Annotated in this window: 29 protein-coding genes; 20 read left to right on the top strand and 9 right to left on the bottom strand. The window is 42.9% G+C overall.

What is annotated here, in order from left to right:
- Positions 1–179: 179 nt before the first annotated feature.
- From ACQ86K_RS07300 to ACQ86K_RS07270, 7 genes are all read left to right on the top strand, one after another.
- Positions 180–1,859: a hypothetical protein gene (locus ACQ86K_RS07300; protein WP_431200086.1), complete on the top strand. Its 1,680-nt coding sequence runs from the start codon at positions 180–182 to the stop codon at positions 1,857–1,859.
- A 40-nt stretch (positions 1,860–1,899) separates the two neighbouring features.
- Positions 1,900–2,199 carry a hypothetical protein gene (locus tag ACQ86K_RS07295; RefSeq protein ID WP_431200085.1) on the top strand — a complete coding sequence of 100 codons (300 nt, stop codon included), beginning with the start codon at positions 1,900–1,902 and terminating at the stop codon, positions 2,197–2,199.
- Positions 2,169–2,921 (top strand): SPOR domain-containing protein, encoded by a 753-nt coding sequence (locus tag ACQ86K_RS07290; RefSeq protein ID WP_431200084.1) that lies wholly within the window; start codon positions 2,169–2,171, stop codon positions 2,919–2,921. The genes ACQ86K_RS07295 and ACQ86K_RS07290 overlap by 31 nt, the downstream gene beginning before the upstream one ends.
- Before the next feature lie 40 nt (positions 2,922–2,961).
- Positions 2,962–3,675, top strand: a complete 714-nt coding sequence (locus ACQ86K_RS07285) for a MotA/TolQ/ExbB proton channel family protein (RefSeq protein ID WP_091163111.1) — start codon at positions 2,962–2,964, stop codon at positions 3,673–3,675.
- A complete protein-coding gene (locus tag ACQ86K_RS07280; protein ID WP_090523411.1) occupies positions 3,672–4,073 on the top strand; it encodes an ExbD/TolR family protein in 402 nt (133 codons plus the stop codon). The genes ACQ86K_RS07285 and ACQ86K_RS07280 overlap by 4 nt, the downstream gene beginning before the upstream one ends.
- Positions 4,074–4,297: 224 nt before the next feature.
- Positions 4,298–5,116: an energy transducer TonB gene (locus ACQ86K_RS07275; protein WP_091163110.1), complete on the top strand. Its 819-nt coding sequence runs from the start codon at positions 4,298–4,300 to the stop codon at positions 5,114–5,116.
- 133 nt (positions 5,117–5,249) lie between these two features.
- A complete protein-coding gene (locus ACQ86K_RS07270; protein ID WP_256337341.1) occupies positions 5,250–6,602 on the top strand; it encodes a bifunctional folylpolyglutamate synthase/dihydrofolate synthase in 1,353 nt (450 codons plus the stop codon).
- A 135-nt stretch (positions 6,603–6,737) separates the two neighbouring features.
- Here ACQ86K_RS07270 and ACQ86K_RS07265 read toward each other — a convergent pair whose 3' ends face one another.
- Positions 6,738–7,229 carry a lipocalin-like domain-containing protein gene (locus ACQ86K_RS07265; RefSeq protein WP_091163108.1) on the bottom strand — a complete coding sequence of 164 codons (492 nt, stop codon included), beginning with the start codon at positions 7,227–7,229 and terminating at the stop codon, positions 6,738–6,740.
- Between the two features lie 106 nt (positions 7,230–7,335).
- Between ACQ86K_RS07265 and ACQ86K_RS07260 the strand changes: the two genes are divergently transcribed.
- From ACQ86K_RS07260 to ACQ86K_RS07250, 3 genes are all read left to right on the top strand, one after another.
- Complete coding sequence (locus tag ACQ86K_RS07260) at positions 7,336–7,683, top strand: winged helix-turn-helix transcriptional regulator (RefSeq protein WP_091163107.1); 348 nt, start codon at positions 7,336–7,338, stop codon at positions 7,681–7,683.
- 80 nt (positions 7,684–7,763) lie between these two features.
- Positions 7,764–8,756, top strand: a complete 993-nt coding sequence (gene mgrA, locus ACQ86K_RS07255) for an L-glyceraldehyde 3-phosphate reductase (RefSeq protein ID WP_431200083.1) — start codon at positions 7,764–7,766, stop codon at positions 8,754–8,756.
- 190 nt (positions 8,757–8,946) lie between these two features.
- Positions 8,947–9,849: a Gfo/Idh/MocA family protein gene (locus tag ACQ86K_RS07250; protein ID WP_431200082.1), complete on the top strand. Its 903-nt coding sequence runs from the start codon at positions 8,947–8,949 to the stop codon at positions 9,847–9,849.
- 85 nt (positions 9,850–9,934) lie between these two features.
- Here ACQ86K_RS07250 and ACQ86K_RS07245 read toward each other — a convergent pair whose 3' ends face one another.
- Positions 9,935–10,111, bottom strand: coding sequence for a DUF6496 domain-containing protein (locus ACQ86K_RS07245; protein WP_167516215.1), 177 nt, complete (start codon positions 10,109–10,111; stop codon positions 9,935–9,937).
- 324 nt (positions 10,112–10,435) lie between these two features.
- Here ACQ86K_RS07245 and ACQ86K_RS07240 point away from each other — a divergent pair, with 324 nt between their 5' ends.
- The 5 genes from ACQ86K_RS07240 (at position 10,436) to ACQ86K_RS07220 (ending at position 14,691) form a co-directional block, all read left to right on the top strand.
- Positions 10,436–11,530, top strand: coding sequence for an AI-2E family transporter (locus ACQ86K_RS07240; RefSeq protein WP_091163104.1), 1,095 nt, complete (start codon positions 10,436–10,438; stop codon positions 11,528–11,530).
- Positions 11,531–11,877: 347 nt separating this feature from the next.
- Entirely contained in the window at positions 11,878–12,840 is a 963-nt protein-coding gene (locus tag ACQ86K_RS07235; RefSeq protein WP_091163103.1) for an MBL fold metallo-hydrolase, read from the top strand.
- A gap of 18 nt (positions 12,841–12,858) precedes the next feature.
- A complete protein-coding gene (locus tag ACQ86K_RS07230; RefSeq protein WP_431200081.1) occupies positions 12,859–13,326 on the top strand; it encodes an alpha/beta hydrolase in 468 nt (155 codons plus the stop codon).
- A complete protein-coding gene (locus tag ACQ86K_RS07225) occupies positions 13,305–13,742 on the top strand; it encodes an alpha/beta hydrolase-fold protein (RefSeq protein WP_431200080.1) in 438 nt (145 codons plus the stop codon). The genes ACQ86K_RS07230 and ACQ86K_RS07225 overlap by 22 nt, the downstream gene beginning before the upstream one ends.
- A 61-nt stretch (positions 13,743–13,803) precedes the next feature.
- A complete protein-coding gene (locus ACQ86K_RS07220) occupies positions 13,804–14,691 on the top strand; it encodes an alpha/beta hydrolase (protein WP_091163101.1) in 888 nt (295 codons plus the stop codon).
- 155 nt (positions 14,692–14,846) lie between these two features.
- On the opposite strand, the gene ACQ86K_RS07215 is transcribed toward ACQ86K_RS07220, so the two are convergent.
- Together ACQ86K_RS07215 and ACQ86K_RS07210 are read right to left on the bottom strand one after the other, a co-directional pair.
- A complete protein-coding gene (locus ACQ86K_RS07215) occupies positions 14,847–15,380 on the bottom strand; it encodes a hypothetical protein (RefSeq protein ID WP_091163100.1) in 534 nt (177 codons plus the stop codon).
- Between the two features lie 97 nt (positions 15,381–15,477).
- Entirely contained in the window at positions 15,478–16,014 is a 537-nt protein-coding gene (locus ACQ86K_RS07210) for a GNAT family N-acetyltransferase (RefSeq protein ID WP_091163099.1), read from the bottom strand.
- 204 nt (positions 16,015–16,218) lie between these two features.
- Between ACQ86K_RS07210 and ACQ86K_RS07205 the strand changes: the two genes are divergently transcribed.
- A complete protein-coding gene (locus ACQ86K_RS07205; RefSeq protein ID WP_431200079.1) occupies positions 16,219–16,458 on the top strand; it encodes a hypothetical protein in 240 nt (79 codons plus the stop codon).
- A 23-nt stretch (positions 16,459–16,481) separates the two neighbouring features.
- Here the strand turns inward: ACQ86K_RS07205 and ACQ86K_RS07200 are convergent, their stop codons facing one another.
- On the bottom strand, positions 16,482–16,718 hold the full coding sequence (locus ACQ86K_RS07200; RefSeq protein WP_431200078.1) for a hypothetical protein: 237 nt from the start codon (positions 16,716–16,718) through the stop codon (positions 16,482–16,484).
- Between ACQ86K_RS07200 and ACQ86K_RS07195 the strand changes: the two genes are divergently transcribed.
- Complete coding sequence (locus ACQ86K_RS07195; RefSeq protein ID WP_431200813.1) at positions 16,651–17,289, top strand: hypothetical protein; 639 nt, start codon at positions 16,651–16,653, stop codon at positions 17,287–17,289. The two genes, ACQ86K_RS07200 and ACQ86K_RS07195, sit on opposite strands and share 68 nt — an antisense overlap.
- 152 nt (positions 17,290–17,441) lie before the next feature.
- The gene (locus tag ACQ86K_RS07190) at positions 17,442–17,861 is read left to right on the top strand and encodes an OsmC family peroxiredoxin (protein ID WP_090523343.1); all 420 of its coding nucleotides are present in this window, start codon (positions 17,442–17,444) and stop codon (positions 17,859–17,861) included.
- 152 nt (positions 17,862–18,013) lie between these two features.
- On the opposite strand, the gene ACQ86K_RS07185 is transcribed toward ACQ86K_RS07190, so the two are convergent.
- From ACQ86K_RS07185 to ACQ86K_RS07175, 3 genes are all read right to left on the bottom strand, one after another.
- Entirely contained in the window at positions 18,014–18,379 is a 366-nt protein-coding gene (locus tag ACQ86K_RS07185) for a hypothetical protein (protein ID WP_091163097.1), read from the bottom strand.
- A 205-nt stretch (positions 18,380–18,584) separates the two neighbouring features.
- Positions 18,585–20,171 (bottom strand): AGE family epimerase/isomerase, encoded by a 1,587-nt coding sequence (locus ACQ86K_RS07180; protein ID WP_091163096.1) that lies wholly within the window; start codon positions 20,169–20,171, stop codon positions 18,585–18,587.
- Between the two features lie 4 nt (positions 20,172–20,175).
- Complete coding sequence (locus ACQ86K_RS07175) at positions 20,176–22,674, bottom strand: glycoside hydrolase family 9 protein (protein WP_091163095.1); 2,499 nt, start codon at positions 22,672–22,674, stop codon at positions 20,176–20,178.
- A gap of 691 nt (positions 22,675–23,365) precedes the next feature.
- Between ACQ86K_RS07175 and ACQ86K_RS07170 the strand changes: the two genes are divergently transcribed.
- Entirely contained in the window at positions 23,366–24,148 is a 783-nt protein-coding gene (locus tag ACQ86K_RS07170; RefSeq protein ID WP_431200077.1) for a hypothetical protein, read from the top strand.
- Positions 24,149–24,249: 101 nt separating this feature from the next.
- On the opposite strand, the gene ACQ86K_RS07165 is transcribed toward ACQ86K_RS07170, so the two are convergent.
- Positions 24,250–24,798: an inclusion body family protein gene (locus ACQ86K_RS07165; protein ID WP_091163093.1), complete on the bottom strand. Its 549-nt coding sequence runs from the start codon at positions 24,796–24,798 to the stop codon at positions 24,250–24,252.
- 410 nt (positions 24,799–25,208) lie between these two features.
- On the opposite strand from ACQ86K_RS07165, the gene ACQ86K_RS07160 reads away from it, so the two are divergent.
- Positions 25,209–25,757 (top strand): hypothetical protein, encoded by a 549-nt coding sequence (locus tag ACQ86K_RS07160; protein WP_143020689.1) that lies wholly within the window; start codon positions 25,209–25,211, stop codon positions 25,755–25,757.
- The last annotated feature ends 2 nt before the right edge of the window (positions 25,758–25,759 follow it).

The raw sequence follows: 25,759 nt of genomic DNA, 5'->3' as shown, positions 1-25,759 counted from the left end.
TACACATATACGCTGCTTACCTTAATAATAGCATTATACTTTGTTCCTGCCCAGGCACAAACAAAGAAATCTACCAAAAAAACAACAGTAAAAACTGCGACAAAAAAACTGTCGTTAAACCGGCACCTAAAAAGGCCGCGCCAAAACCTATAGCTAAAAAAGCTACAGACAGCAAAAGCTTGGGCGATGCTGCTGCAAAAACAGCGCAGGATACTACTAAAAAGGGAGGCGGCAATAATCCCAATAACGCTGCCAATGGCGGTAGCTTATCAGAAGAAATTGTAGTGACCACTGCCTACAAACCGGTGCTGGCCGATGCGGTAAAGATCCGTCGTAACCCTGATTTGGAAGATAAAGTGCCCTTTAAAGCACCTTTAACCTATGCCCCGCTTGATAAACGCCAGGAGCAAAACTCCGAGATCAGGCAGCTTGACCCAATGAAAAGGCCGGCAGAACAGGATTCTGTTTTAACCAACAACTTTGCTAAAGTTGGTTTTGGCAACCTGAAAACCATTTATGGCGAAGGCTATTTTGCCAACGGTCGGGATGAGGCTTTACAATTTGGCGGTTTCATAAAACATTTGTCGCAATCTGGCTCACTGCAAAAACAAACCCAAAGCCGCGATGACGTTGGTGTTTTCGGTAAAAGTATCATTGGCGATAACAATGTCTCAGGCCGCATCAATTACAATCGTTTAGGTACCTATTTTTACGGTTACAACCAGGATGCTCCCGACAACAATTTTGTGCCGACAAAACAGCACTTCAATACCATAAGCGGCGAGGTTGAACTGGCAAAGAATTACAAAGACGTTGAAAACGACTTTACCTATGCTGTAAAGTTAAAAGGATACGCATTTAGCAATGCTTACCAGGCACGTGAAAACAATGTAGTTATTTCAGGCTTTCTAAATCAAACTGTTAAGCAGTTTTATGCAGGCTTAAGCGCTTCGTTAGACCTGGCCAGTCAAAAAGACAGTCTATACAGTCTTGGTAATAACATTGCAAGGGTTAACCCCTACATCAAATTTCAGGGTACTAACTACAAGATAGACGCGGGAGTTAACATTGTGAAAGAGTTTGGCGACTTTGGCAAGTTTTACATTTTCCCGGCAGCAAAGCTTGAGGTACAGGTGGTACCTAAATATGTACGGCTGTTTGTGGAAGCCAAAGGTGATGTTAACCGCTCTTCACTGCACGATTTTGCCATGATCAATCCATTCCTTGGCCAAAACATCAACATCAAAAACTCGGTTGATCAGCTGGATATCAGTGCTGGTTTAAAAGGTACGCTTGCTCCGGGCTTAAGCTTCAAAGCTGCCGTGTACCGCAACAGCATTAAAAACATGCCTTTAATGGTGAGTAACTTCAACGCCGAGGGCAACAAATTCGCTGTTATTTATGATGATGGCAAAACACGCGTAAACGGTTTTAACGGCGAGCTGGATTTTAAAGCAACAGACGATTTTAACATTTTCGGTCGCGTTGAAATAAAAGACTATCAAATGGCTAAAGAAAGTGAGCCATGGAATTTGCCCAAATTTTTATTAACTGCTGGTACAGCTATACATATCGACAGCAAATTGACTGTTACAGGCTCATTACTTATCCGCGGCTCAACAACCGACAGGTTATTGGTATTGGCACCAACATCTACCCCGGGAAGCCCGGTTTACAACCAGATTAAACAGCCTATTAAGGGCTTTGGCGACCTGAGCGGCAGCGTAGAATACAGGATAAACAGCAAGTTTTCGGTATTTGCGCAGGCTAATAATATCCTGAGCAGTTCGTATCAAAATTGGTTATACTACCCTAACTACGGATTTAATATCTTTGGCGGGGTAGGGTACTCGTTTTAAGCCCTGTTTGATGTTTTAAAATTAACCGTATTTTTACCGGATGGATATAGCCAATTATTTAAGCGAACTACTCGGCCGGTACACCGAAATAAGTGTACCTGGCTTGGGCTGCTTTTCGCGCCTGCGCGTAAATGGCTATTATGATGATGTACAGGCAACTTTTTATCCGCCCGGTCATAAGCTGCATTTTGATCAGGAGGCTAAAGACGATGAGATCCTGACACGCCATATCGCCGAAAAGAAAAAATCTCGCTGGCATCATCCAAATATTTCACCGAAAAATACATCAACAGCCTTAAGCAGGAGCTGGTGCTGCATGAAGTACCTTTTGCCCAATTAGGCTGGTTTTATATGCAGGAAGGCAAAATTGCTTTCAGACCGCAGGAACAGGCATCGGGCAGCGATCCTTTGTTTTTTGGCCTTACTCCGGTAACCATTAACAAGGTTAACTACGTGCCCCCGCCGCCACCGCCGCCGCCTTTGCCTACGGCTATATCTCTACAGCAAACCTATACACCGCCGCCTGCAAACGCAACCCTTGTTGAGCAGCCTGAGTATATTGATGATGAACCCGAAGTTAAGCGGGGTATCAGCATTTGGGTTATAATAGCAATTGCAGTGGTTATACTTGCCGCAGCAGCTTTTGGCGTATATAAATATAACCCCGCACTATTACATCTTAACAATGACAGCCCTAAAGAACAACCAAAGGTTGAAAAGCCCAAAGCTGCTCCCATAATTAAGCCGGATAGGATCCAAAAGGATTCCACTCCAACTGTTGCTGATACGGCAAAGGCAATTTCTAAACCTGTTGAAGCGTTAAATAATCCGGCAGCTAAAACAGATACCGTAGCACAACCGGAGTTTGCGATATTTTTAGGATCGTTTAAAACGATAACCAAAAGCAATGAGGCGGTTAAAGATTATAAAAGCAGGGGGATTGATGCCCGCCTGCTGAAAGGCCCCGGAACCGGTCCGCGGATCAAGATCATAATTGGAGGGTTTTCCTCATCCGAGGAAGCAGAAGCCGTGAGAAAAAACTCATATCACAAGGAAAAATAACTAAAGACACATACTCAAAACAAATTACTGATTCCACGAAATGACTTTATTATTAATTCAGCAAATTACAGATACCGCCAAACACCTGGCAGATACCGCAAACCACGCCGTAACAACCGCAGCACTGCCAACTGAAGAACTTCGCTTTGGCGACCTGCTGATCAAGGGTGGCTGGGTAATGATCCCGATAGGTATTTTAGCTGTACTGGGGCTGGTAATATTTTTTGAACGTTACTTTACTATCCGTAAAGCATCTCGTGATGAATCAAACCTGATGGTACAGGTACGTTCAAGTATCCACTCGGGCAATTTGGAATCGGCCATTGCTATTTGCCGTAACAATAACACGCCGCTCGGGCGCATGCTGCAAAAAGGCTTATTGCGCATTGGTCGCCCTATAAAAGATATTGAAGGCGCCATTGAAAACGTTGGTAAGCTTGAGGTATCAAAACTGGAAAAAAACATTGGTATTTTAGGTATCGTAGCCGGTATAGCACCGATGTTTGGTTTCCTTGGTACTATTGCCGGTGTAATCAAGATTTTTTATGATATCTCAAAAACCGATAACATCAGCATGGGTGTAATCTCTGGCGGTTTATACGTAAAAATGGTAACATCAGCCGCAGGTTTGTTTGTAGGTATCGTAGCTTATGTGTGCTACCACGTTTTAAATATGATGGTTGATAAGGTGATCCTAAAGCTGGAAACCGATGCTATTGAATTTATTGACCTGTTAGAGGAGCCGAGCAAATGAATTTAAGAAAACGACACAGGGGCGCATCGGCAGAAGTACATACGTCGGCAATGAACGATATTATGTTTTTTCTGCTGCTGTTTTTCCTTATAGCATCAACAGTTACCAACCCTAACGTTATTAAGTTGGTGCTTCCTAAGTCATCAACAGGGCAGTCGGTATCTAAAAAAACCATAACTGTTTCCGTAACCAAAGACCTGAAATACTACGTGGATAAAAAGGAGATCCCGGTGGATGCCCTGCAAACTACACTGGCGGGTTACAAAACCCTGGCTACCGAACTTACCATAGTTTTATATGTTGATAAAACTGTAGCCATACAGGATGTGGTACAGGTAATGGACGTAGCACAAAAGTTGAACATTAAACTGGTTTTGGCGACAGAACCTAAGGGATAACCGTGGCAGTTGAGCTTAAAGTTTATAGTAGATTATTGCAGTAAGTTACCGTAATCTTTTAAACAAACTGCCACTCTTTTTAGTAGCAGTTGTTCTTTAAGTAGCAGTTGCAGTTTTTAGCAGCAGTTTTAACAGATTACTGATAAGAATAAAAAAGTGCTACTCGCTACTGTCACTGCAACTAAGAAAATACTGCTAACTAAAAAATTGCACTAATTATAAAAATGGAGTACAGGGAAGAAAATAACTATCCGAAAGCATTTATAGCAACAGGCATTATTATGGCTGTGCTGATAGCGGCATGTTATTTTATAGTATTCAAAAATCCGCCGGTTGAAGAGAACGGAACAGGCGGCATATTGGTAAACTACGGTACGGTTGATGAAGGTATGGGCGATGATTACATGAGCACCGAAGAACCTTCGGTAGCGGAAAAAGCCAATCATACTAAGCCGGATAAAGTTACCGAAAGTAAACCCACCGAAGAAAAACCAACGCCCGAAAGCAGCGAAAAAACGGTAGTTACCCAAAATAACGAGGATGCCCCAGAAGTGGCCGCGCCTACTAAAAAACCAAGTCAAAATGTTGCCCCTACTCCACCGGTAAAAACACCGCCGGCAAAACCTACCGTTAACCAAAATGCTTTGTACAGAGGCAAAGCATCAACCGGTACCGGTGAAGGCGATGGCACAGGCAAAACTCCGGGCAACCAGGGTAAAACTACGGGTACTACACTCACCAATAACTATAATGGAACAGGATCCGGCAATGGCGGTAGCCTGAATATGGCACAGCGTAACTTTGTGAGCCGACCCTCTGTAAGTGATGACAACCGTCAAAGCGGTAAAATTGTAGTTGATATCAGGGTTGATAAAGATGGCAACGTTACGTATGCCCGTGCTGGTGCCCGTGGTACCACCATATCAGATGCCGGCTTGCTTCAAAAATGCGAAGATGCTGTAAAAAATTCCAAACTCAACCCGCTTGATAATGCCCCCGATCAGCAACAGGGTACCGTTGTTTTTGTGTTTAAGGTAAATTGATTTCTTAGTTCATAGTCGATGGATGATAGACCATAGCATTTATCTGTTAACCTACGGTAAATTGGATCGACCATGATTATGCACTATGACGCATAAACCATAAGTTTGCGGTAAAATCCATTGACCATCAACTATGGACTATGGACCATGGACTATGGACTATAATCAAACCCTCCAATACCTCTATACCCAGCTTCCCATGTTTACACGGGACGGGGCTTCGGCATTTAAGAAAGACCTTACCAATACGCTCGGGCTTTGCAGGCGGTTGGATAATCCTCAGCATAAATTTAGAAGTGTGCACGTAGGCGGCACTAATGGCAAAGGATCAACATCGCACATGCTGGCCGCTATTTTACAAACTGCCGGTTACAAAACAGGGCTCTATACCTCACCCCATCTCAAAGATTTTCGCGAGCGGATCCGCATTAACGGACAAATGATCAGCGAGCAAACGGTAGTTGACTTTGTTGAAGATCACAGGGCCGATTTTGATGAAATAGTCCCCTCCTTTTTTGAGATGACCGTTGCTCTTGCCTTTGATGTTTTCGCCAAAGAAAAGGTGGATATCGCCGTTATAGAGGTAGGTTTGGGCGGTCGGCTGGATTCAACGAATGTGATCACTCCGCTGCTCTCGGTAATTACCAATATAGGTTGGGATCACATGAACATGCTTGGCGATACCCTGCAACTTATAGCCGGCGAAAAGGCAGGCATCATCAAACCGGGCATCCCGGTAATCATTGGTGAACAACAACCGGAGGTATCAAACGTGTTTATCGATAAAGCTGCGCAAACTAACAGCAACATTCGGTTTGCATCAGGAGAGTGGACGATTTCAAGTCCGGAAGCCGGGAAGTCCGAAAGTCGGAAAGAAAACGAAGGGCTACTTAAAATTAGTGCAAAACGAAACCCATTGGGCCATACCTCTTCCGGACTTTCGGACTTTCGGACTTTCGGACTCGACCTAACAGGTAGCTATCAGCTTAAAAATGTAAAAACCGTTTTATCCGCCGTTGATGAATTACGCGAGCAAGGCTTTGCAATTACCGATGAGCATCTCGACACAGCCTTAAAGCAAGTCAAAAATCTCACCGGCTTACATGGCCGCTGGGAAACCTTAAGTAAAAATCCCCTTACTATTTGCGACACCGGGCATAACCCAGATGGCATAGAGGAAGTATTGAAAAATATCGCATCTGTTAAATACAATCATCTGCACATGGTTATCGGGATGGTAAATGATAAAGACACCGGCAAAGTGTTATCGCTGCTGCCTAAAGATGCTACTTATTATTTCTGCAAACCAGACATTCCAAGAGGCCTGGACGCTGAAAGCATGAAAGCACAGGCGGGGGCTCATGGTTTAATTGGTGAAGCCTACCTTTCTGTAAAAGAGGCATTGTTATCGGCACAAAAAAATGCAGCTAATGATGATCTTGTTTTTGTAGGCGGCAGCACTTTTGTGGTGGCTGAAGTTGTCTGAATCAGAATTTACAGAATTTTAGGATTTGCAAAATTTTGATATAGGAATTGGCAAGGTTTTCTGCTAATTCAAATCCTGTAAAATCTGGGCTTGAAGTAAAACATGCTGTTAATTCTTAAATCCTGTAAATTCTGATTAAGACAGTTTCTTCCAAACCACCTCTCCCATTACCGCTCCTCCGGTAGTTGGCGCAGGTACAGTGTACTTAAAAATATCGCCCGAAATTGTAAAGGGGCGTTTTTGCTGTGTGCCCTCCCAGTTTGGGAACGATGCATGTTCGATATTGAAAATGATATTATTCCCTTCAACTTTATAGGTACCGTAATGAGCATTACATCCTTTTATCGCGGCTCTGTTCTCATCATCGGTACCCTTAGCTTTATCACCCGATGCAAATTTTAGCCGGCCTTCACTGTAGATCTGTAAAGCGTAATGCCCCATAGCGTCAACTATAAGGGTCCCCTTCGGCGAATCCCCGTAAAGATGGGTGCGGCTGCCGTCGGCGGCAATATTATCAACTGTTACCAATTCATAGGTTCCGGTCAAATTATGACCAGAGGGTTTGTTCTGTGCCAATGCTGCACACGTAGTGAACAATATTAGAATGAAAAGCAATTTATATTTCATGCAGCAAAGTTATATTTGCTATATTCCATTAACAATAAGGCACAAAAAAGTAGCCTGATTACTAAAAAGTTACCATGCTGTAAATCAGTTATATTATTTTTAATTGATGGATAAAAAATCAAAACACGAGGCTCCAAGATGCGGTATCGACTACGCTTTTCAGCGGATAGGCGGCAAATATAAAGGTCGCATCCTGTGGCGTTTACGCAATGGCACCATGCGTTATGGCGAGTTACGGCGCACTGTAACAGGAGTAACCTCTAAAATGCTTACCCAGGCCCTGCGTGAGCTGGAAGATGATTGCCTCATCGTTCGGCAGGTGCATGTTGAAGTACCTCCAAAGGTTGAATATACCCTTACCAATACAGGCCGGGAATTACTTCCTTTTTTACAGTTACTCCGCGATTGGGCCAAACATCAGATGCAGGTTAATGATATAGTAGCCATGCCATAATTTAATTTCAGTAAAGTCAAAAATACCTTTATTAATCTACCTAAAGTTCTATTTTTACGGCCCGATCCTCACCTAAAAATATGACATATATAGCATCTGCCGATAGGTATCAAACAATGCAATATCGCCGCTGCGGTAACAGTGGCATCAAGCTTCCGGCTATTTCATTAGGCCTTTGGCATAATTTCGGTCATGTTGACGTTGCCGATAATTACCGCAAAATATTACATCTCGCTTTCGACAGCGGCATCACCCATTTTGACCTGGCCAACAACTATGGGCCGCCTCCCGGCTCAGCCGAAGAGAATTTTGGAAAGATCCTGAAGGAAGATTTCCGCGATTACCGCGACAGACTTATTATATCAAGTAAAGCCGGTTACACCATGTGGTCGGGCCCGTATGGTGACTGGGGTTCAAAAAAATACCTGGTAGCCAGTCTTGATCAAAGCCTTAAACGCATGGGGCTTGATTATGTGGATATCTTTTACCACCATCGCCCCGATCCAAACACGCCGCTTGAGGAAACCATGGCTACGTTGGACCTCATTGTTCGCCAGGGAAAAGCTTTGTATGTTGGTGTTTCCAACTACCCTGCCGAACTGGCTTCGAAAGCTATCAAAATACTCAAAGAGCTTGGCACACCGTGCCTTATCCATCAGCCTAAATACTCCATGTTTGAGCGCTGGGTTGAAGGCGGTTTGCTGAATGTTTTAGGTAACGAAGGCGTAGGCTGTATCCCCTTTTCACCACTGGCGCAAGGTTTATTGACGGATAAATACCTTCATGGCATCCCCGAAGATTCAAGGGCTGCCCGACCGACCGGTTTCCTTCAAAAAAGTCACATCACCGACGAACGCCTGAACCAGATCAGGGATTTAAACAGTTTGGCAATACAACGGGGACAGTCGCTGGCCCAAATGGCACTGGCCTGGATCCTGAAAGATGAGCGCGTAACATCTGTATTGATAGGCGCAAGCAGGCCCGAACAATTATCCGATTCATTAAAAGCTTTGGATAACCTGCGGTTTTCGGCAGAGGAGTTAGCAAGGATAGAAGAAATTTTGGCTCCCTAACCCCCTAAAGGGGGAACTATGGTGGAGCGCCAATTTCTATTCTTTTCGACAAGTAATTTTAATATCTTTCCTTAAATAAAAATTAAAGTCTCCCCTTTAGGGGAGATTTAGAGGGGCTAACAATGATAAACTGGGGTATTATAGGTTGCGGCAACGTAACTGAAAAAAGAGCGGGCCTGCATTTAAAAAAGTGGCGGGAAGTAACCTTGTGGCAGTTATGCGCCGCGATGCAGAAAAAGCGGCCGATTATGCTGCACGCCATGGCGTAGGCAAATGGTACAGCGATGCCAGTGAATTACTGAACGACCAGGAATTAAACGCGATCTACATAGCCACCCCTCCCGCGTCCCATCTCGATTATGCACTTACCGCATTAAAAAAAGGGTTAAACGTTTATGTCGAGAAACCGGTCACCCGTAATTCGGCCGAAGCAAGGGCTATGGCGGAGGCGGTAAAGGAAAGCAGTTCAAAACTTACGGTTGCCCATTACCGCCGGGCTTTACCTATGTTTTTAAAGGTTAAAGAATTAATTGACACGCAGTTGATTGGCGAGATCCGTACCGTGCAGATCAGGATGTGGCAAAGCCGCAAACCAACTTTGATTGCCGACGTGGAAACCAACTGGCGTGTACAGCCCGAATTATCAGGCGGCGGCTACTTCCATGATCTTGCCCCGCATCAGCTCGATTTGATGCTGTATTATTTCGGCGAGCCTGAAATGTATCATGGTTTTTCGCTCAATCAATCAAACTCAACGCCTGCCGACGATCATGTTTGCGGGCAGATCCTATTTAAAAACAAGGTAGTGGTTAACGGTTCCTGGTGTTTTAATGTAGCCGAAAGTGAAACCACCGATACCTGCGAGATCATAGGCACAAAAGGAAAAATCATCTTCCCGTTTTTTGGCAATTACATCAATTGGAAAACTGATAGTGAAGAAGACACCATAACTTTCACTCATCCCGAGCATATCCAGCAGCCTTTCATATCCAAAATAGTAGCTTACTTTAATGGCGAAGGGCCCAACCCCTGCTCCATTGATGAAGCTGTGACGCTGATGGATATCATCGACGCGTTTACATTAAAAAAGTAAAAGGATCAGGCCAAAACCTGTCGAAGCATGATGTTTAAATTCATCAAACTTCGACAGGTGCCGAAATTTTTCCGGTTATAATCTATTAACTTTTCTTCTTCGGCACTTTGGCGCCTTCTTTTCGCGCTTCTGAAAGGCCTATAGCTACTGCCTGCTTTTTGCTGGTTACTTTTTTGCCGCTGCCGCTTTTCAGCTTGCCTTCCTTCATTTCGTGCATGGTTTTCTCAACCTTCTCTCCGGCTTTTTCTGAATACTTTGCCATAATGTTACTTTTTAAGTAAATGATAATATTACAATGCAAAATATTTGCCAAAACATAAAATCAGCAGTAGTTTTTTAATAGTAGCAGCGACAATTTTAGTAGCAGTTACTGAGTGGCAGTTGCTGTATAGGTAGAGTTAACGACTGTAATAGCAAGTACACCAAACTGTTCCTGTTGCTACTTAAAACTGCAACTGCTGCTCAATCCGGCATGATTTAAACCTTTCGCATTTTTCACCGGGTCTGTTCCCGATTATTACTTATCTTCAAACTTCTGAAATAATTACGTGTTAAACCTTCATAAATACCTCTACATTTGCCCCATATGCCAACAAAAAAACTCATCGCTCCATTTTACGAACGTCTTGCTTTAGTACTTATTGGTTTTATGGCCCTGGGTTACCTGATTATTATGGGTAAGGATCTGCTTGATCCCATGATCTTTGGTTTTATTTTCGCCATACTGTTGCTTCCCGTTTGTAATTTTCTGGAAAATAAGCTGAGATTACCCCGCAGCATGGCATCGCTGGTTTCTATATTATTATTGGTTGGTGTTGTTGGGGGGATCCTCTACCTGGTAGGGTCACAGATCTCAAACATGGCTAACGACTGGCCAATGCTTAAAAAACAGGTTACGCAATCCATACGGGACCTGCAGGAATGGATCCAACATGCGTTTCATGTTAACGCCGCCAAACAAATGGCCTATGTTGATGACACCGCCAAAAAACTCATGGAGTCGGGCACTGATGTACTAGGCACTACTTTTGGGGCCATCTCATCAATCATGCTGTTTTATGTGTTCATCATGATCTTCACCTTTTTTATACTGTTATACAGGCGTTTGCTCATTCGTTTTATAGTATGGGTTTTCAGGGACGAAAACGAGCATGTAGTAATGGATATCGTTGAAAATATTCAAAGCATTTTGAGGCAATACATTTTAGGCCTGCTGCTGGAGATGGTAATAGTTGCCGGCGTAGCCATTACTGTTTTTTGGATGATAGGTATAAAATATGCCGCTTTGCTGGGCATTATAGTCGGTCTTTTCAATATTATTCCATACATCGGGATCTTCACTGCCTTGCTTTTAAGTACTGTTATAACTTTTGCTACAGGCAGTATCAGCAACACTGTAGCGGTGGCTGTTAGTGTTATAGGCATTCACGCAGTTGATGCTAATTTTTTGCTGCCCACTATAGTTGGTTCAAAGGTTAGGCTCAATGCTCTCATCTCTTTTATAGGCATTATTTTAGGCGAAATGATCTGGGGCCTTTCGGGTATGTTCCTTTCTATTCCTGTTATTGCCATATTCAAGATCATATTTGACCGCATTGAAACACTTAAACCGTGGGGGTATCTGTTAGGTGGCGATTATGAATATAAAAAACCTGCTGCGAAGACCATGAAAACAGAATAAATTCTCAAAAAAGGCAAACCCAAACCTGTAACCTTTCGTTTAAATACACTGAACTTTAATTTTGCAGAAACTGTTGCTCCCCCTAACAATGGAAATTGTAAGATATACGCCACGCACTATTTACAGGTGTAAAAAATGTAATGAGCCTTTAAAAACCAGGCGTAAGCGCGGCCTGTTATTAAAAATCACCCTGTTTTGGCTTCCTGTTCGCAAATTTTTTTGTGAACGATGCCTTAAAACGCGTTATGTAATGTGACTGTTCATAAAAACAGGCGGCATTTTACTTTAATTATTTATGCATATCCTTAATTTAGTAGCGTAGCATACTAAAGCTAAATCTGCCTGAAATGAACCTCAAGTATAAATTACTGCCATTTTTATATATTTTCCTTTTTCCTGTAATTTTGGTTGCTCAAACTCCAAAGACCTCAACTTTCAGGCTGGTACCTTTAGGTGTGCTAGGGGGTATTGATGAAAGTAACTTATCGGCTTATATGCTTGCACCCAAAGGCAGTAATAATTACATCTGCCTTGATGCAGGCACAATCCATTATGGCATTGAAAAAGCTGTAACGTGTAAAAGCTTTAATGTACCCGGCAATGCTGTGCTCAGGCAGTATATTAAAGGCTATTTTATATCCCATCCACATCTTGACCATATTGCCGGGCTCATTATTAATTCGCCCGAGGACAGCACCAAAAACATCTATGCACTTAATGATTGTATTGAAACGATAAAGACGCACTATTTTACATGGAAAAGCTGGGCCAATTTTGCCGACCAGGGTGAAACACCGGCACTGAAAAAATATCACTATAAAGTACTGGAACCCGGTACCGAAACAGCTATCGAAAATACCGAGCTTAAGGTCCGGGCTTTCCCGCTCAGTCATTCCAATTTAACCAGTACTGCTTTTTTGGTTAATAGCAATAACAATTATTTGCTTTATTTAGGTGATACAGGCCCCGACGAGATAGAAAAAAGCAACAACATGCAAAACCTGTGGCAGGCCGCTGCTCCGCTGATAAAAAGCAAAAAATTAAAGGCTATTTTAATAGAGGTATCTTTCCCTAATGAGCAGCCGGATAAAACATTGTTTGGTCACCTTACGCCAAAATGGTTAATGGCCGAGATGGATAAACTGGCTTCGTTTACCGGCACAGATGCTATAAAAGGCTTAAACATTGTAATAACTCATTTAAAGCCGCCAATGACAAGTATCAGCAAAATCAAAACTCAGTTAAAAGCTGCCAATAAACTGAACCTAAACCTGGTATATCCTCAGCAGGGAAAGGCCCTTGATTTTTAAACCTGAAACATCCACACTATGAAAATACTTAAACCCGTTTTTTTATTCCTGCTACTGGTAAGCGGCTTCAATTTATTTGCACAGCAGGGCAAGGTGCTTGAAGAGCAAAACCTCAAAAGCAAAATTTTAAAGCGCAATGTAAACTACGCAGTTTATCTACCTCCGGATTATGAAACGGCCAACCGCACCTACCCTGTAGTTTACCTCCTGCACGGCTATACCGACGACCATACCGGCTGGCTGCAATTTGGCGAAGTTAACCGCTATGCCGATAAAGCTATTAGCGATGGCACTATCCCGCCGATGATCATTGTAATGCCAAATGCCGATTCGAGCTGGTACATCAACTCTTATGACAGTAAGGAAAAATATGAAGACTTTTTCATCAAAGAGTTTATGCCTCATATTGAAAAAGCGTTGCGCATCAAGGCCGAAAAAAATACCGGGGCATTGCAGGGCTTTCGATGGGCGGTTACGGAACACTGATCTATACACTTAAACATCCCGATCTGTTTGCAGCCGGTGCGGCCTTAAGTGCCGCTGTATTTCCTGACGATCAGCTCGTAAGCACTCCTGATGATACTTATGAAAGAATATTTGCACAGCTTTACGGCCGGGGCTTAAAGGGGAAAGACAGGGTTAACAATGCCTGGCAAAGTAATTCGGTTTTAAACCTGGTGCAAACCAAAACTACCGATGAGTTAAAATCTGTAAGATACTGGATAGATTGCGGCGACGACGACTTTCTGAGCAAAGGCAACTGCCTGTTGCATATTGCCCTTACCGAAAAAAATGTACCGCATGAATTTCGCATGCGCGATGGCGCCCACACCTGGACCTACTGGCGTACAGGGATCACCAACGCACTGCAATTTATTGGTGATAGTTTCAGGCAAAAGTAGCAGATGCGCTGTTTTCAGATATGCGGATGTGTAAATGACGATTAATTGAATCAATTAGAATATGAGTATTATAAAAAGGATTTTGCTGGTTTGTTTATTGCTGATTTCGGCAAATGTATTTGCGCAAACTACCGGCAAGGTGATTGAAGAGCAATATATAAAAAGCGATATTTTAAATCATAATGTAAAATACACAGTATACCTCCCTGCTGATTATGAAACATCAAACCGGACCTACCCCGTAGTATACCTGTTGCATGGTTATGGGGATGACCATACCGGCTGGCTGCAATTTGGTGAAGTTAACCGCTATGCCGATAAAGCTATTGCCGATGGTACCATTCCACCGATGATCATTGTAATGCCCGACGGGGGCACAAGCTTCTTTATCAATGCATACAAGGAGAAACTAAACTATGAGGACTTCTTTTTCAAGGAGTTTATACCATCTATCGAAAAAGAATACCGTATAAAAGGTACTAAACAATACCGCGGCGTGGCGGGCTTATCCATGGGAGGATTTGGCACATTGGTATATAGCCTTAAACATCCCGATATGTTCTCGGCAGCAGCGGCTTTGAGTGCTGCGGTACGTGGCGATGATGATTTTATGGCGATACCCGACGAGCGCTGGAAGGATGTATATAGCAAGGTATTTGGCCCCGATCTTAAAGGAAAAGAACGCCTTAATGCTACCTGGCAGGCTAACTCCATAATGGGATTGGTACAAAGCAAAACAACCGATGATCTGAAAAATGTGCGCTACTGGATAGATTGCGGTGATGATGACGCGCTAAGCAAAGGGAACATCCTGCTGCATATAGCCCTTACAGAAAAGAAAGTGCCACATGAATTCCGCATCCGCGACGGAGCCCACAACTGGACCTACTGGCGCACCGGCATCACCGATGCATTAGCGTTTATTGGTGATAGCTTTAGGCAAAAGTAGGGTGCGCTAACCAAACCTTGTCATAGCAAGCGATAGCGTGGCAATCGCTTGCTATACAGATACTTCAAAACATAACACCTTTACAAGCGAAGAGATTTCCACGTCGCGCCTATGGCACTATCCCGGCAAGCTCCTCTCTATTGATATATATTGTATTAATCACCCAAAATATCCTCACACTTTCCTTTCAAAATCTTTAACCGGTTATTCAGTCCAGTCAACCCGGCATCATCACCTATGTTTTTATAAAGCGTTTTAATCAGGGCTAAAGTATTGTCGTCAGCATCGCAGGCCTGCGCCTTCTCCAATTGAGGCAGGGCTTTTTTTACAGCCTTAACGTATTCGGCATCTGTAGATGGGCTATTTAAAGGTTTATCAGCATCGGAGATATTTTTGAGATACAAGTACCCCAAAGCCCGGTGGGCCACATAATAATCAGGTTCGGCAGCAACTACGCGCTCGTATAAGGGTATCGCATTTACACTTTGATTATCATCTTCATAAAGCCTGGCCAGTGAATTGAAAAAATTGATCTTTACTTTGACTGATAGCCTGGCCGTATCCTGCATAATTTGCCGGGAAAAGTCCATTGCCTTATCCTGCTCTCCCTGTAAACGTGCCAGGTTAAAGTCGAGGTATTTGTTGTAGGTATCTTCAACAGTTTGCGCCTGTGTTAAGGTAACAGCCATTAATAAGATTATTACCGTCAATATTTTCCTGGACATGATTGCGGGCTTGGTTCAAAGCTATAACGCTGAAACGGAGGGTTTAATATGAAACCCACGCCTATAAAACCTTAAACATCTTAACCAAAGGCAATATTACCCCATCGGGCATCGGCTGATCAATATTTTCTATGGCTTTGTACCCCATAGCTTCGTAAAGCGGCACACCGGGTAATGTGGCCCCTAATTGCAGGCTTTTAAAGCCGTTGTTTTGTGCAGCAGTTTCGCAAACCTTTATGATATAACTACCTATACCCCTCCGGGCATAATCCGGATGAACAAAGAAAGCCCTGATCCTGGCAGCATCATGATTGGGATCAAGCAATGGGTCTTCAATTTCTTTATGCTGATCGCCACCGTAAAGAGTATTGCGTTTGCTCCAGCCGCCACAGCCTACGGTAACGCCGTCTATTCCGGCTACATAATAAGTACCATCGGTAACCAATTGAGTATCCACTCCAAAAATGTACTTAATAGCACTTTCAATTTGCTGCTGATTATAATAATTAGTGCTTAATCCACGAACAGAAAGAGCGATCAGCCGCTGCAATTCGGGGATATCATTAAAAGTTGCCAGGCGTGCAGTAATGGTAAACATGGCGGTAAATGTAACGTTTTAGTAAATAGCACAACCTGCGCTATTAAAGAATGACCTTATTCTGAAAATTGAATAATTCTGTAATTCTGATTCGGACAATTACGCCTGGCACAAAACGCCTCTTTCCTCTCACTGCAATATCATTTTACAAAAACAGTACATACACACTGCTTGTTAGTACGCATATTTGCAAAAACAAAAAACATGTCTACACTATTCTCTCCCCTTAAAATAAAAAACATCGAACTAAAAAACCGCATCGTAGTATCGCCTATGTGCGAGTATTCAAGCCAGGATGGTTTTGCCAACGACTGGCACCTGGTACACCTTGGTAGCTTTGCTACAGGCGGTGCCGGGTTAATTATCACCGAAGCCGCCGCGGTATCACCCGAAGGCCGCATTACCTTCGCCGATCTGGGTTTATATAAAGACGAGACATGTTGAAAAACTAAAACAGATCACTGATTTTATAAAGGCTCAGGGCGCTGTTCCGGGCACACAGCTGGCCCATGCAGGGCGTAAGGCAAGTCACCAGGAACCATGGAACGGCGGTAAACAGGCCCCTGCCGATCAGCCAAACGGCTGGCAAAGTGTTTCGGCAAGTACCATTTCTTTTTTGAAAATGAAGAACCACCCATAGCTTTAGATAAAGCGGGCATTGAAAAAGTAAAAGCCGATTTCAAAGCCGCTGCTAAACGGGCCATTGACGCCGGTTTTCAAGTGATAGAATTGCATGGTGCACACGGATACCTGATCAATCAATTTCTTTCACCGTTCAGTAACCAACGTACAGATGAATATGGCGGAAGTTTTGAAAACCGCATTCGTTTACTCCTCGAAATAATTGAAAGTGTTAAGGAAGTTTGGCCTGAAGAGAACCTGCTGTTTGTACGGATTTCGGCAACCGAATGGGTAGAAGGCGGCTGGACGGCAGGTGATTCTGTTGCATTAGCCAATATTTTAAAAGGAAAAGGTGTTGATCTGATTGACTGCTCAACAGGCGGCAACATACCAAATGTTAAAATCCCGTTAACACCGGGTTATCAAGTTGAATTTGCCGAAAAAGTTAAAAAAGAAAGCGGTATACTTACAGGTACGGTAGGTTTGATCACCAAATCGGACCAGGCTAATGAAATTATAGAAAACGAACGCGCCGATCTTGTGTTTTTTGCAAGGGAAATGCTTCGTGATCCACATTTTGCCCTGCGCGCGGCACATGAGCTTGGCGAGGAAATAAAATGGCCTGTTCAGTATGAACGCGCTAAATGGCATTAATTGGTCAATAGTCTATGGTCGATAGTCCATAGAAGCTGCACTTATTAAGACTATAAATTATGGACCATTGACCATGCCTATGGATTAAATAATAATAAAACTATAGACTATGGTCTATGGACTAAATAACCAAAAAACAAAAACCACACGCTATGAAACGTACAGCAAACGCCCATTGGAACGGTACATTACAGGCAGGCCAGGGAGAGATCACTACCCAGAGCACTGTATTAAACAAAACCCAGTATTCATTTAAAACCCGCTTTGCCGATGGCATCGGTACTAACCCCGAAGAGTTATTAGCTGCTGCTCATGCAGGCTGCTTTACTATGGCCGTTGGCGCTGCTTTAACCCAGGCAGGCTTTACTCCTAATGATTTAACTACCGATGCAATTCTTGACCTTGATATGCAGGCTTTAGAAGTTACAGGCATCCATTTAGAAATAAAAGGATCGGCAATTGATGGTGTTTCTGAAGAACAATTCAAAGAAATTGCCGAAGGCGCCAAAGCTAACTGCATTATTTCAAAAGCACTGAGCGTACCAATTACTTTAAGTGTTACTTACGCTTAATTACATTTTACAAAATACAAAAAGGGGATTGTGCTGTGCACAATCCCCTTTTTGTTGACTCATCCCCTATCCACTCCTTTTTAAAACAACAAAGCCGCCGGCAAACCGGCGACTTTTCAGCACATATTAAATCAGGGGGTCAATAAGCTATATTACAGCATAAATACAAGCAACATGGTAATATGGACCAGAACGCTGAACGCGAAAAAACCAAGCAGTGTACGGATACCGGAGCCGCCCATTCCGGCTATTATGTTGGCAAAGAATAACACAAGAGTTACTACCAGTACTATTATCGGAGCATTGTAATAATACAGCAGGAAAGCAGGTACAGGTAAAAAGAGCACACCTTGTGAAACAAGTGAAAACATGAACCAAACTGTTTTATTAGATGCCTGGCTATCGGCAAAGGCCATTAACTTATTCCATGTATTGTTGCCGGCTTTAGTATTAGCGGTGTTAACGGTACTGGTATTTGCAGCTGTCCATTCAGGAGCATTTATTTTTAAAGTTGCCATGATTGTTATCTTTTAATGATACAAAGATGGCTGATACAGTTTACCTGTAACATGATCATGGTGCGTTAAAAAAATGACCGTAGTCACTTTCAAAAGCTGAAGGCTGAAAGCAAAAAGCAAAAGTGCACCCTAATAAAAACCTGATCAAGAAATTTGAACATTAACCAACTCACAATAACATTATCATAATCTGTTAATTATTAAATTAAAAAGCTTTATTTAAAGCAGACTGATTACCCGCCAAATCAACCGCTCTCACTGTTAACTTGCCTTTACCCCCCAAACTCCTGTCCACCACAAAATAATTTAACGGCGTAAAACCTATCCGTTTGCCTTTATTGTAAATATTATAGCCCAGCACCCGCTTATTATCCTTAGATGCCTGCCATTTTAAAGTACCGGTAGCTTTAACCAGTATTACCTGCTTTGGCGCGGTGGGTGGTATTTTATCCGGGTCAAGTTGCATCATACAGTTCATCAGCGCGCGGAAAGTATGGTAAGTTCCCTTCCAAACCTGGCCTTTGAGAGCTGTTTTATACTGTGGTTGTTTATCTATGCCGCCCTGGTACCAGTCGCCGTGTTCATGGTCAATGAGATAGGTTTGCGTGTATTGCCACAGGGTTTTAAACTTTTCAAAGTACTGGTGCTTATCCTGCGGATACCTGGCAGCCATAATGAGCAGCGTGTTGAGCCCTTCGGCCTGCGCCCACCAGTTCTTGGTATCCTCAGTAATGGTAAGTCCGGGCTTATCTTTAAAGTAATAGCCCTCATCGTAAAAACCGCCCACTTTATTATCCCAGCCATTATCCAACGCATCATCAACCATTTTTTTGCCCACCTGCAAGGTTTTGACATCCCCTTCAATACCTAAAGCATGTGAAGCTTCGAGCATCAGATAAGCCGTTTCTACATTATGTCCGTACGAAATATGGTCAAGGCTATGATGCTGCTTATAAACGGCAAGGGTAGAATCGTGGTAAGATACCGGTGTCCAATCGGGTTGAAAAAACAGGATAAGATTTCCCTTATCATTAGTGATCTTATCACGCACCAGCATTAACATTTCTTTCAGGCGGGTTTTAAGCAATTCATTCGGCCACACGCTGTATAATTCGGTAAACGCCTCCAGCAGATGGATGGATGAGTTTTGATCTTTATAACCCGTTTCGGCAGTAGATTTTATGGTTGCATCCCTTACAATTGGTGTTCCATCACGCTGCATATGCTGATAGTACCCCTTATAAACCGGATCGTGAGCGTGTTTTTCCAACCACCAAAAACATTGCTTAGCCAAATTTAATGCGCTGGTATCGCCCGAGGCCTGGTAATATGCTGCAAGCGCGTAAATTGCAAAAGAATTACCATAAGCTTCTTTAGGAGCAAAGCCACCCTGTTTGGGGTTGCCTTGTCTATCCGTAAAAATGTAAAAGCCCCCGTATTGCTTATCCCACAATTTATCCCGCAAAAACTCATAGCCATGGCGGGCCCCCTCTACATAATATTTTTTTGCGGGGAAAAGTTCAGCGGCTTTGCTGTTGCTCCAAACGTGGCGTGCCTGGGTCACTATTATTTTATCCTGGTAACCTGTTGGCTTGAAATCATAGGTGAAAGCACTTAAAAAGCCACCATCGGCAGTATCAATAGCGGCCGGGTACCAGGGCTTAAGCAGTTCATCAACCATGGATATTTGCATTTCATGGGCTATCTTTTGCTTTTCGCCCTGATTATTTTGGGCAAATACAATCGACACGGCGCTGGTTAAAGCCGATAGCAAAGTGATCTTCAATTTCATAAGCTTACTTTTTATTTAAAACATGATCGGCCGCTAAAACTAAAAACAGGTAGTCGGTTGTGCCACCGCCCAAAACGTATTCGCCCTGTTGCCATAGGTAAGGCCAGTTAAGCAGTTCGGGAAAATCAGGCCGGATAAGCGCCGTGCCGGAGGTAATACCACCGGGAATATATGAGCGGTCGGCCCGGTTAAAGCCGTAGGCTGTTGTCATTGATTTTGAACCTACGCCCGATACAAACGAAGCTGTATTATAACCTGGATGGCAGCCCAGCACAAAATCAATGGCGTGCAGCATATAGGTGTCGCTAAAAACAGACGGAAAACCGGAGTATAAAAAGTATTGTTTATAACCAAAATTCTGGATACCCCACCCCGCTCCCCAAATATTGGGTTCATACGGAACTCCATAAGGGGTTTTAGTTCCCTGCTGCTGAATTTGAGCATATAGTTTTTTTACTGCTTCGGTTATTTTATCATGATAATTTGCATCATTGATCAACCCCATGGTGCGGCCAACCAGCCAGCCGGTATTATCAATACTATTGGCTATCGCATCGGTATTGTTTACCAGGTAATCGGCATAGGTTTTATCTTTTGTGGCGATGAGTAATTCTACCGCCAAAGCAACCCGATGGCGCAAAGTCTGGTCAGGTGTGTTTTTCCAAACTTCCTGTGCTATTTGCAGGCATTGCGTAGCAAGTGTATCATTATATCCCTTCATTACACGGCTTGCAGCAGCCAAGGCGGCGGCTGTTTCTAACGAACGGCCAGGGTTTTCCTCCGTAAACACCCAGCGGTCATCAGCCGCCGCGGGAGTTTTCAATACAGGGTTAATATTTGAAGCATTGGTTACAAAAGGTGTGTTATCGGTGATATTGGCGGCATCACCCAAAATGGTGTACTGCCTGATAGTTGGCTCAATAACTCCACGGTAAAAACGTCCCAAGGCCTGGTAGCCTCCTGTAATGGCTAATAAACCGTGCTCAATCTGTTGCAGCATATCCGGCTTGCCATCGGGCTGGTGAATTTCAACGATGTGGTTCTTTTGGTCGATAGTTGTGTTATCATATCTTACGTCGAAAGCCTCATAAGCTAATGTAAGCCCATGTACCGTTTCTGCCTGCGATTCAACCCGCAGGTCAAAATCCCCGGCATCATGCCATGCACCGCGGTCGAGAAATGGCACGTTATCGCCCGGTTTATATTTATTGAGTGTACTATGCCCCTGAATATAGCCGTCGAAATGGTTGGAATCAACCGGCGCCATTCGGGCATCATCCATATGGCATAAGCCATGCCATACGCGGTATTTTTCGTTAACACGCATATGGCACATCTGTATAGGCAGGAAATATGAAAGCGTTGGCTGCCATACATCGTTTCTAAATACATCAGTGCTGATCTGGAATGGCTCCGTTTGATAATTGCCATATTTCACCAAGTACATACCCGGTGTGGTGATCTTTGTAAAATCAAATTGCAGGTAATGATACCTTAAAAAATCTCCCCAAATGGTGGGTGTAGCTTTCAAAGCGGTTATTAGTCCGCCGTTTTCATTTATCCTCATCAGCGAAACCGGCAATACTCTTTTATCATTTTTATCCAGTTCAATTACTGCAATTTTTTGCTGCGCGGGATGATAGCCTACCTGCGATACCTGCACTACCGGTTGCGATTGCCAGCCCTCTACAGCATTTGGAGTTATCAACCATTCTACAGCATCTTTTGACGCGCCTTTAGCCACTAACGAACGTACTACAAACCAGCCATTGTTATGCTTGGCCCGGCCATCTAACAATTGCAGGCTGCCGCCCAAAAGGTTTTCGATAGTCATGCGCTGCAAATCGGTTTCGGGCGTAATAGTGAGCTTTCTGCCTTCGGCCATGGGCATAACCTGGGTTTCACCTTCTTTGTCGATATAAGTTTGTCCGTCGGCCTGTTGAGGGAATATGCCAAATTGCTTATCCATGTAATAAGATTTGCCAAACAAAATCCCCGGGAATAACTCCAGGTTAAAACCTACTTTACCTATCCAATTATCGGGCAATGGCTTATCCAAATCAACAATGATCCTGAACGCCTTTCCTGCAGGGACCACCCGAATATTATAAGCAAAATTCAGATCCGGATAGATAATAGGGTTAAAACCATGGCGGTTCATATCAGGGTTGGGGAACTCCATACGTACGCTTACTTCGCCGGTAGCTTTATTAACCACACGCTTACCTACTTTGGGTATAGGCGACCATTGACCCGGCGTAGGCTCCAGCCTGATATCACCATTGGTAGCTACACGCTGTCCGTTTTGAATAATGCCTACCCCACCCTGGTGCCCCTCAGGGTAAAAATCATGGGCAAGCATTACGTTTATGCCATTATATTCAAGATATTCCTGTGCGTTAAGCTTCATTAAGTTTGCAGCAGGCTTAACCTGTGCATACAAAAAACAGGGCAGTAAACAACAGGCAGCAATAATCGCGGTGAAGGTAAATTTAGATCTCATCAGGATAATAGATTAACCGGTAATATGCAACAAGATATTTGCACGGCTAAAAATACCTCTGTGACAAGGGCTCAGTATAATGATATATTAACCTTTTGTTGCCGATTTTATACAATAGCGGGGATTTTACATTAAAAATCACTATTAATAAAAAGCAGCCAACAATACTGCAATTAACTTATTACCAATTAATTAAAAATAAAAATACCTGATATTAGGTATTCATTTTGTTCAGCAATTAATTTAAATTTGATTACCAGTAATACCTGTGTGCCGAAAAAGGGATCAAAGAGTAGGCAACAATTATTAAACCGATGGCCTTCCTGTTATGCTTAGCTGTAATAGCTTCACTGCTGTTACTAAACCCCTGTTTAAAAAAACAAGTTTTTAAACTATTTACAGCTGTTTTTTTATTCTTGCTTTCTCTGAAGCAGTTCATGCTCAGCCTGCAAACCCCGATAGTGTAAAAAATAACAGGGTTAAAAAAGATTCAGTAACTAAAGCCCTTCTTCCTGATTCTATATTAAATATTTACAACCTAAGCGGAAGAAAAGATTCGGCCAGGTTAAATGAGATCATCGCTATCAGGCTCAAAACCACACTCCCAATCGATTCGTTCAAAACCCTGTATGTTGACGATATCAAAGTAGGAGAAACTGCTTTTTGGAGTAATAACGACTACGAAAAGATCGTGTATTTCAAAATAGACGAGTCGGTACAGAACCTGGCCGTACAGTTTTTAGCCAGCAAATCCATCGATAAAGCCCGCATCCCGGTTTATTTTTCGGTGGGCTATTCAGGTGGCTACATAACCAAAGGATTAATAAAAACACAACTTGAGGTTAAACAGAAAATAAACCGGGTTTGGGTATGGATAATGGCCGCTATTATGGCCGGCTTCCTGGCTATGGGCTTAAAAAACAATATTTTAAAAGATGACAGCAATTTATACTACAGTCTGAGCCGCACACAACTTCTTTATTGGACGGTCATTTTTTCGGTCACCTACCTGTATATATGTAATGAAACGGGGGCACTTCCTGATATCCCAGGCTCACTGCTGGCTATCCTGGGCATTAGCGCTGCAACTATGGCTACGGGCAAGGTTATCGAAAATGACCAAAAAACCAAAACGGAGATTGATCCTAAAGCACATAGTGAAGGCTTTTTTCACGATATCCTATCTGACAGGACCAGCATCAATATCCAGCGCCTTCAAAACGTGCTGTTCAATATCCTGTTCGGGCTAATTTTTATACAAAAAACCGTATCATCAAATCTACTTCCCGATTTTGATAACAATATATTGCTGATGATGGGTATCAGTGCTGGCACTTATGCCGGGTTAAAGGCTACCGAACCAACCAAAGACCAGCCAACAGAGCAACATGATTCAACTACCGTTGGAAATGAAAAACCAACCGACCAACCCGAGGGAGATGACAGTAAAGGAGGTAGTGGTAAAACCAAATAAAAAAGCTTTAAAGCCGTTTAATGGAAATCAGGCACAAGTCTGGTATCATTTGATGATAAACCGGGCTTGTGCCTGTTCTTTTAATTCGGGTTTAAGCTGGATTAGCTTTGTACGGTAACGGTTGGGTCCCAGTAATAGTAACCAAATAATACCGGATTATCAACGCCCCGCTGGCGCACATAAAGTGCAAACTGCACGTTGTATTGTTCGGTGCCTTTGCTAATTACAGTAGCCTGGTTAAACCAAAAATTTTGAGTAGAAAAGCCAACCGGAATAGCGGTACCATTAATTGGCAAAATGCCTGTGCGCGTATATACATTGAAAGTTTCACCATCAAATACTACATCCTGCGCATACCATGCTAACTTGTAAATAACTACAGCCGAATCAAAGTTACCGTACTCTGATACTGCATACCAGCGTATAACATCACCTACATCAGCTTTGATGTTAAGGTCGGCGCCGCCAGATCCGGTCATGGTATTACCGCGGGTAGCAACCATATACATATAGTTATGCGGCAAACCTGTTGGATTGTTAGGATCCTGACTTGGGTTTGGATAATCGGTAGTAATTGCATCGGTATCAATAACTACCTGGATGTTGATGATCTCCTGCGAGGTGGAGACAAATTCACTGTTAATTGCCATGACTAAAAAGGTTATTAGGATAAATAAATGTCCCTACTCTTTAAAGGATTTTCGGGTTAGCTCCTTTGATCAGAGCGAACAGAACCGAGGCGCTTCTTAACCGGTTTTTCTTATTCGCTTATCACAATACAAACCTCCGCTTATTTAAACAGGCTTATTAGAGAAAAAATACCGAATAAAAAAATAAGTATTTATACGTATACAAACCATAAAAACACCCTTTCACACTATTTCACACCTACTAACTTTGCGGTATAGGAAAATCAGCAGAAAACGAAGCGAACAATAAATAATTAGTGAGAAATTTTTTCACAGTAGTATAAATAATTTCTCACTTATATAATTTATTATTACCAACATAAAATACAAATAATACAACTATATTACCTGCATATTAAACCTATTATATCATGAAAAAACGACCTTTTAACTTATTCAGACCGATCGCTGCCGCGATTACTATTTGCTTGTTTTTTGCCATGACTTCATGCAGGCAGGCTAGCAAATTTGCCCAGGTAAAGTACACCGCTACACAGGTTAATCACTGGCTCGACTCGGCCAAAACTGACAATTTTGTTTTTCAGTTTTACAGCCCCCAAGTTGATGATGTTAAAAAGCCATATCAGCTCGTATCATATATTCTGGATACAGCCGGAGGCTATCTTAACCCCATGCATCCCGATACACTGGCTATTACAAAAGATACACTGGTTAACTTAACCGGCCCGGTGGTTTTAGGCAATACGTATCTAACCAAAAAAGCTATTATGGCAATTATCTCAACCGATAGCGGAAAAAAACGTGATTATGACTTCCTGGTTTTTACTCCTAAGATCATAGCTTCCAACCAGCACCTTGTATACGCCATCAGCCTTATAAAAAACGGTGTACCTATTGATTACCGCGACTCAGACACCGGGAATGTTGATTCAAATCCATCACCTCCGGCAAAAATGTAATA

Source organism: Mucilaginibacter sp. P19, assembly GCF_050632265.1.
GTDB lineage: Bacteria > Bacteroidota > Bacteroidia > Sphingobacteriales > Sphingobacteriaceae > Mucilaginibacter > Mucilaginibacter gossypii.
This window is presented reverse-complemented; position numbering and strand designations above follow the sequence as displayed.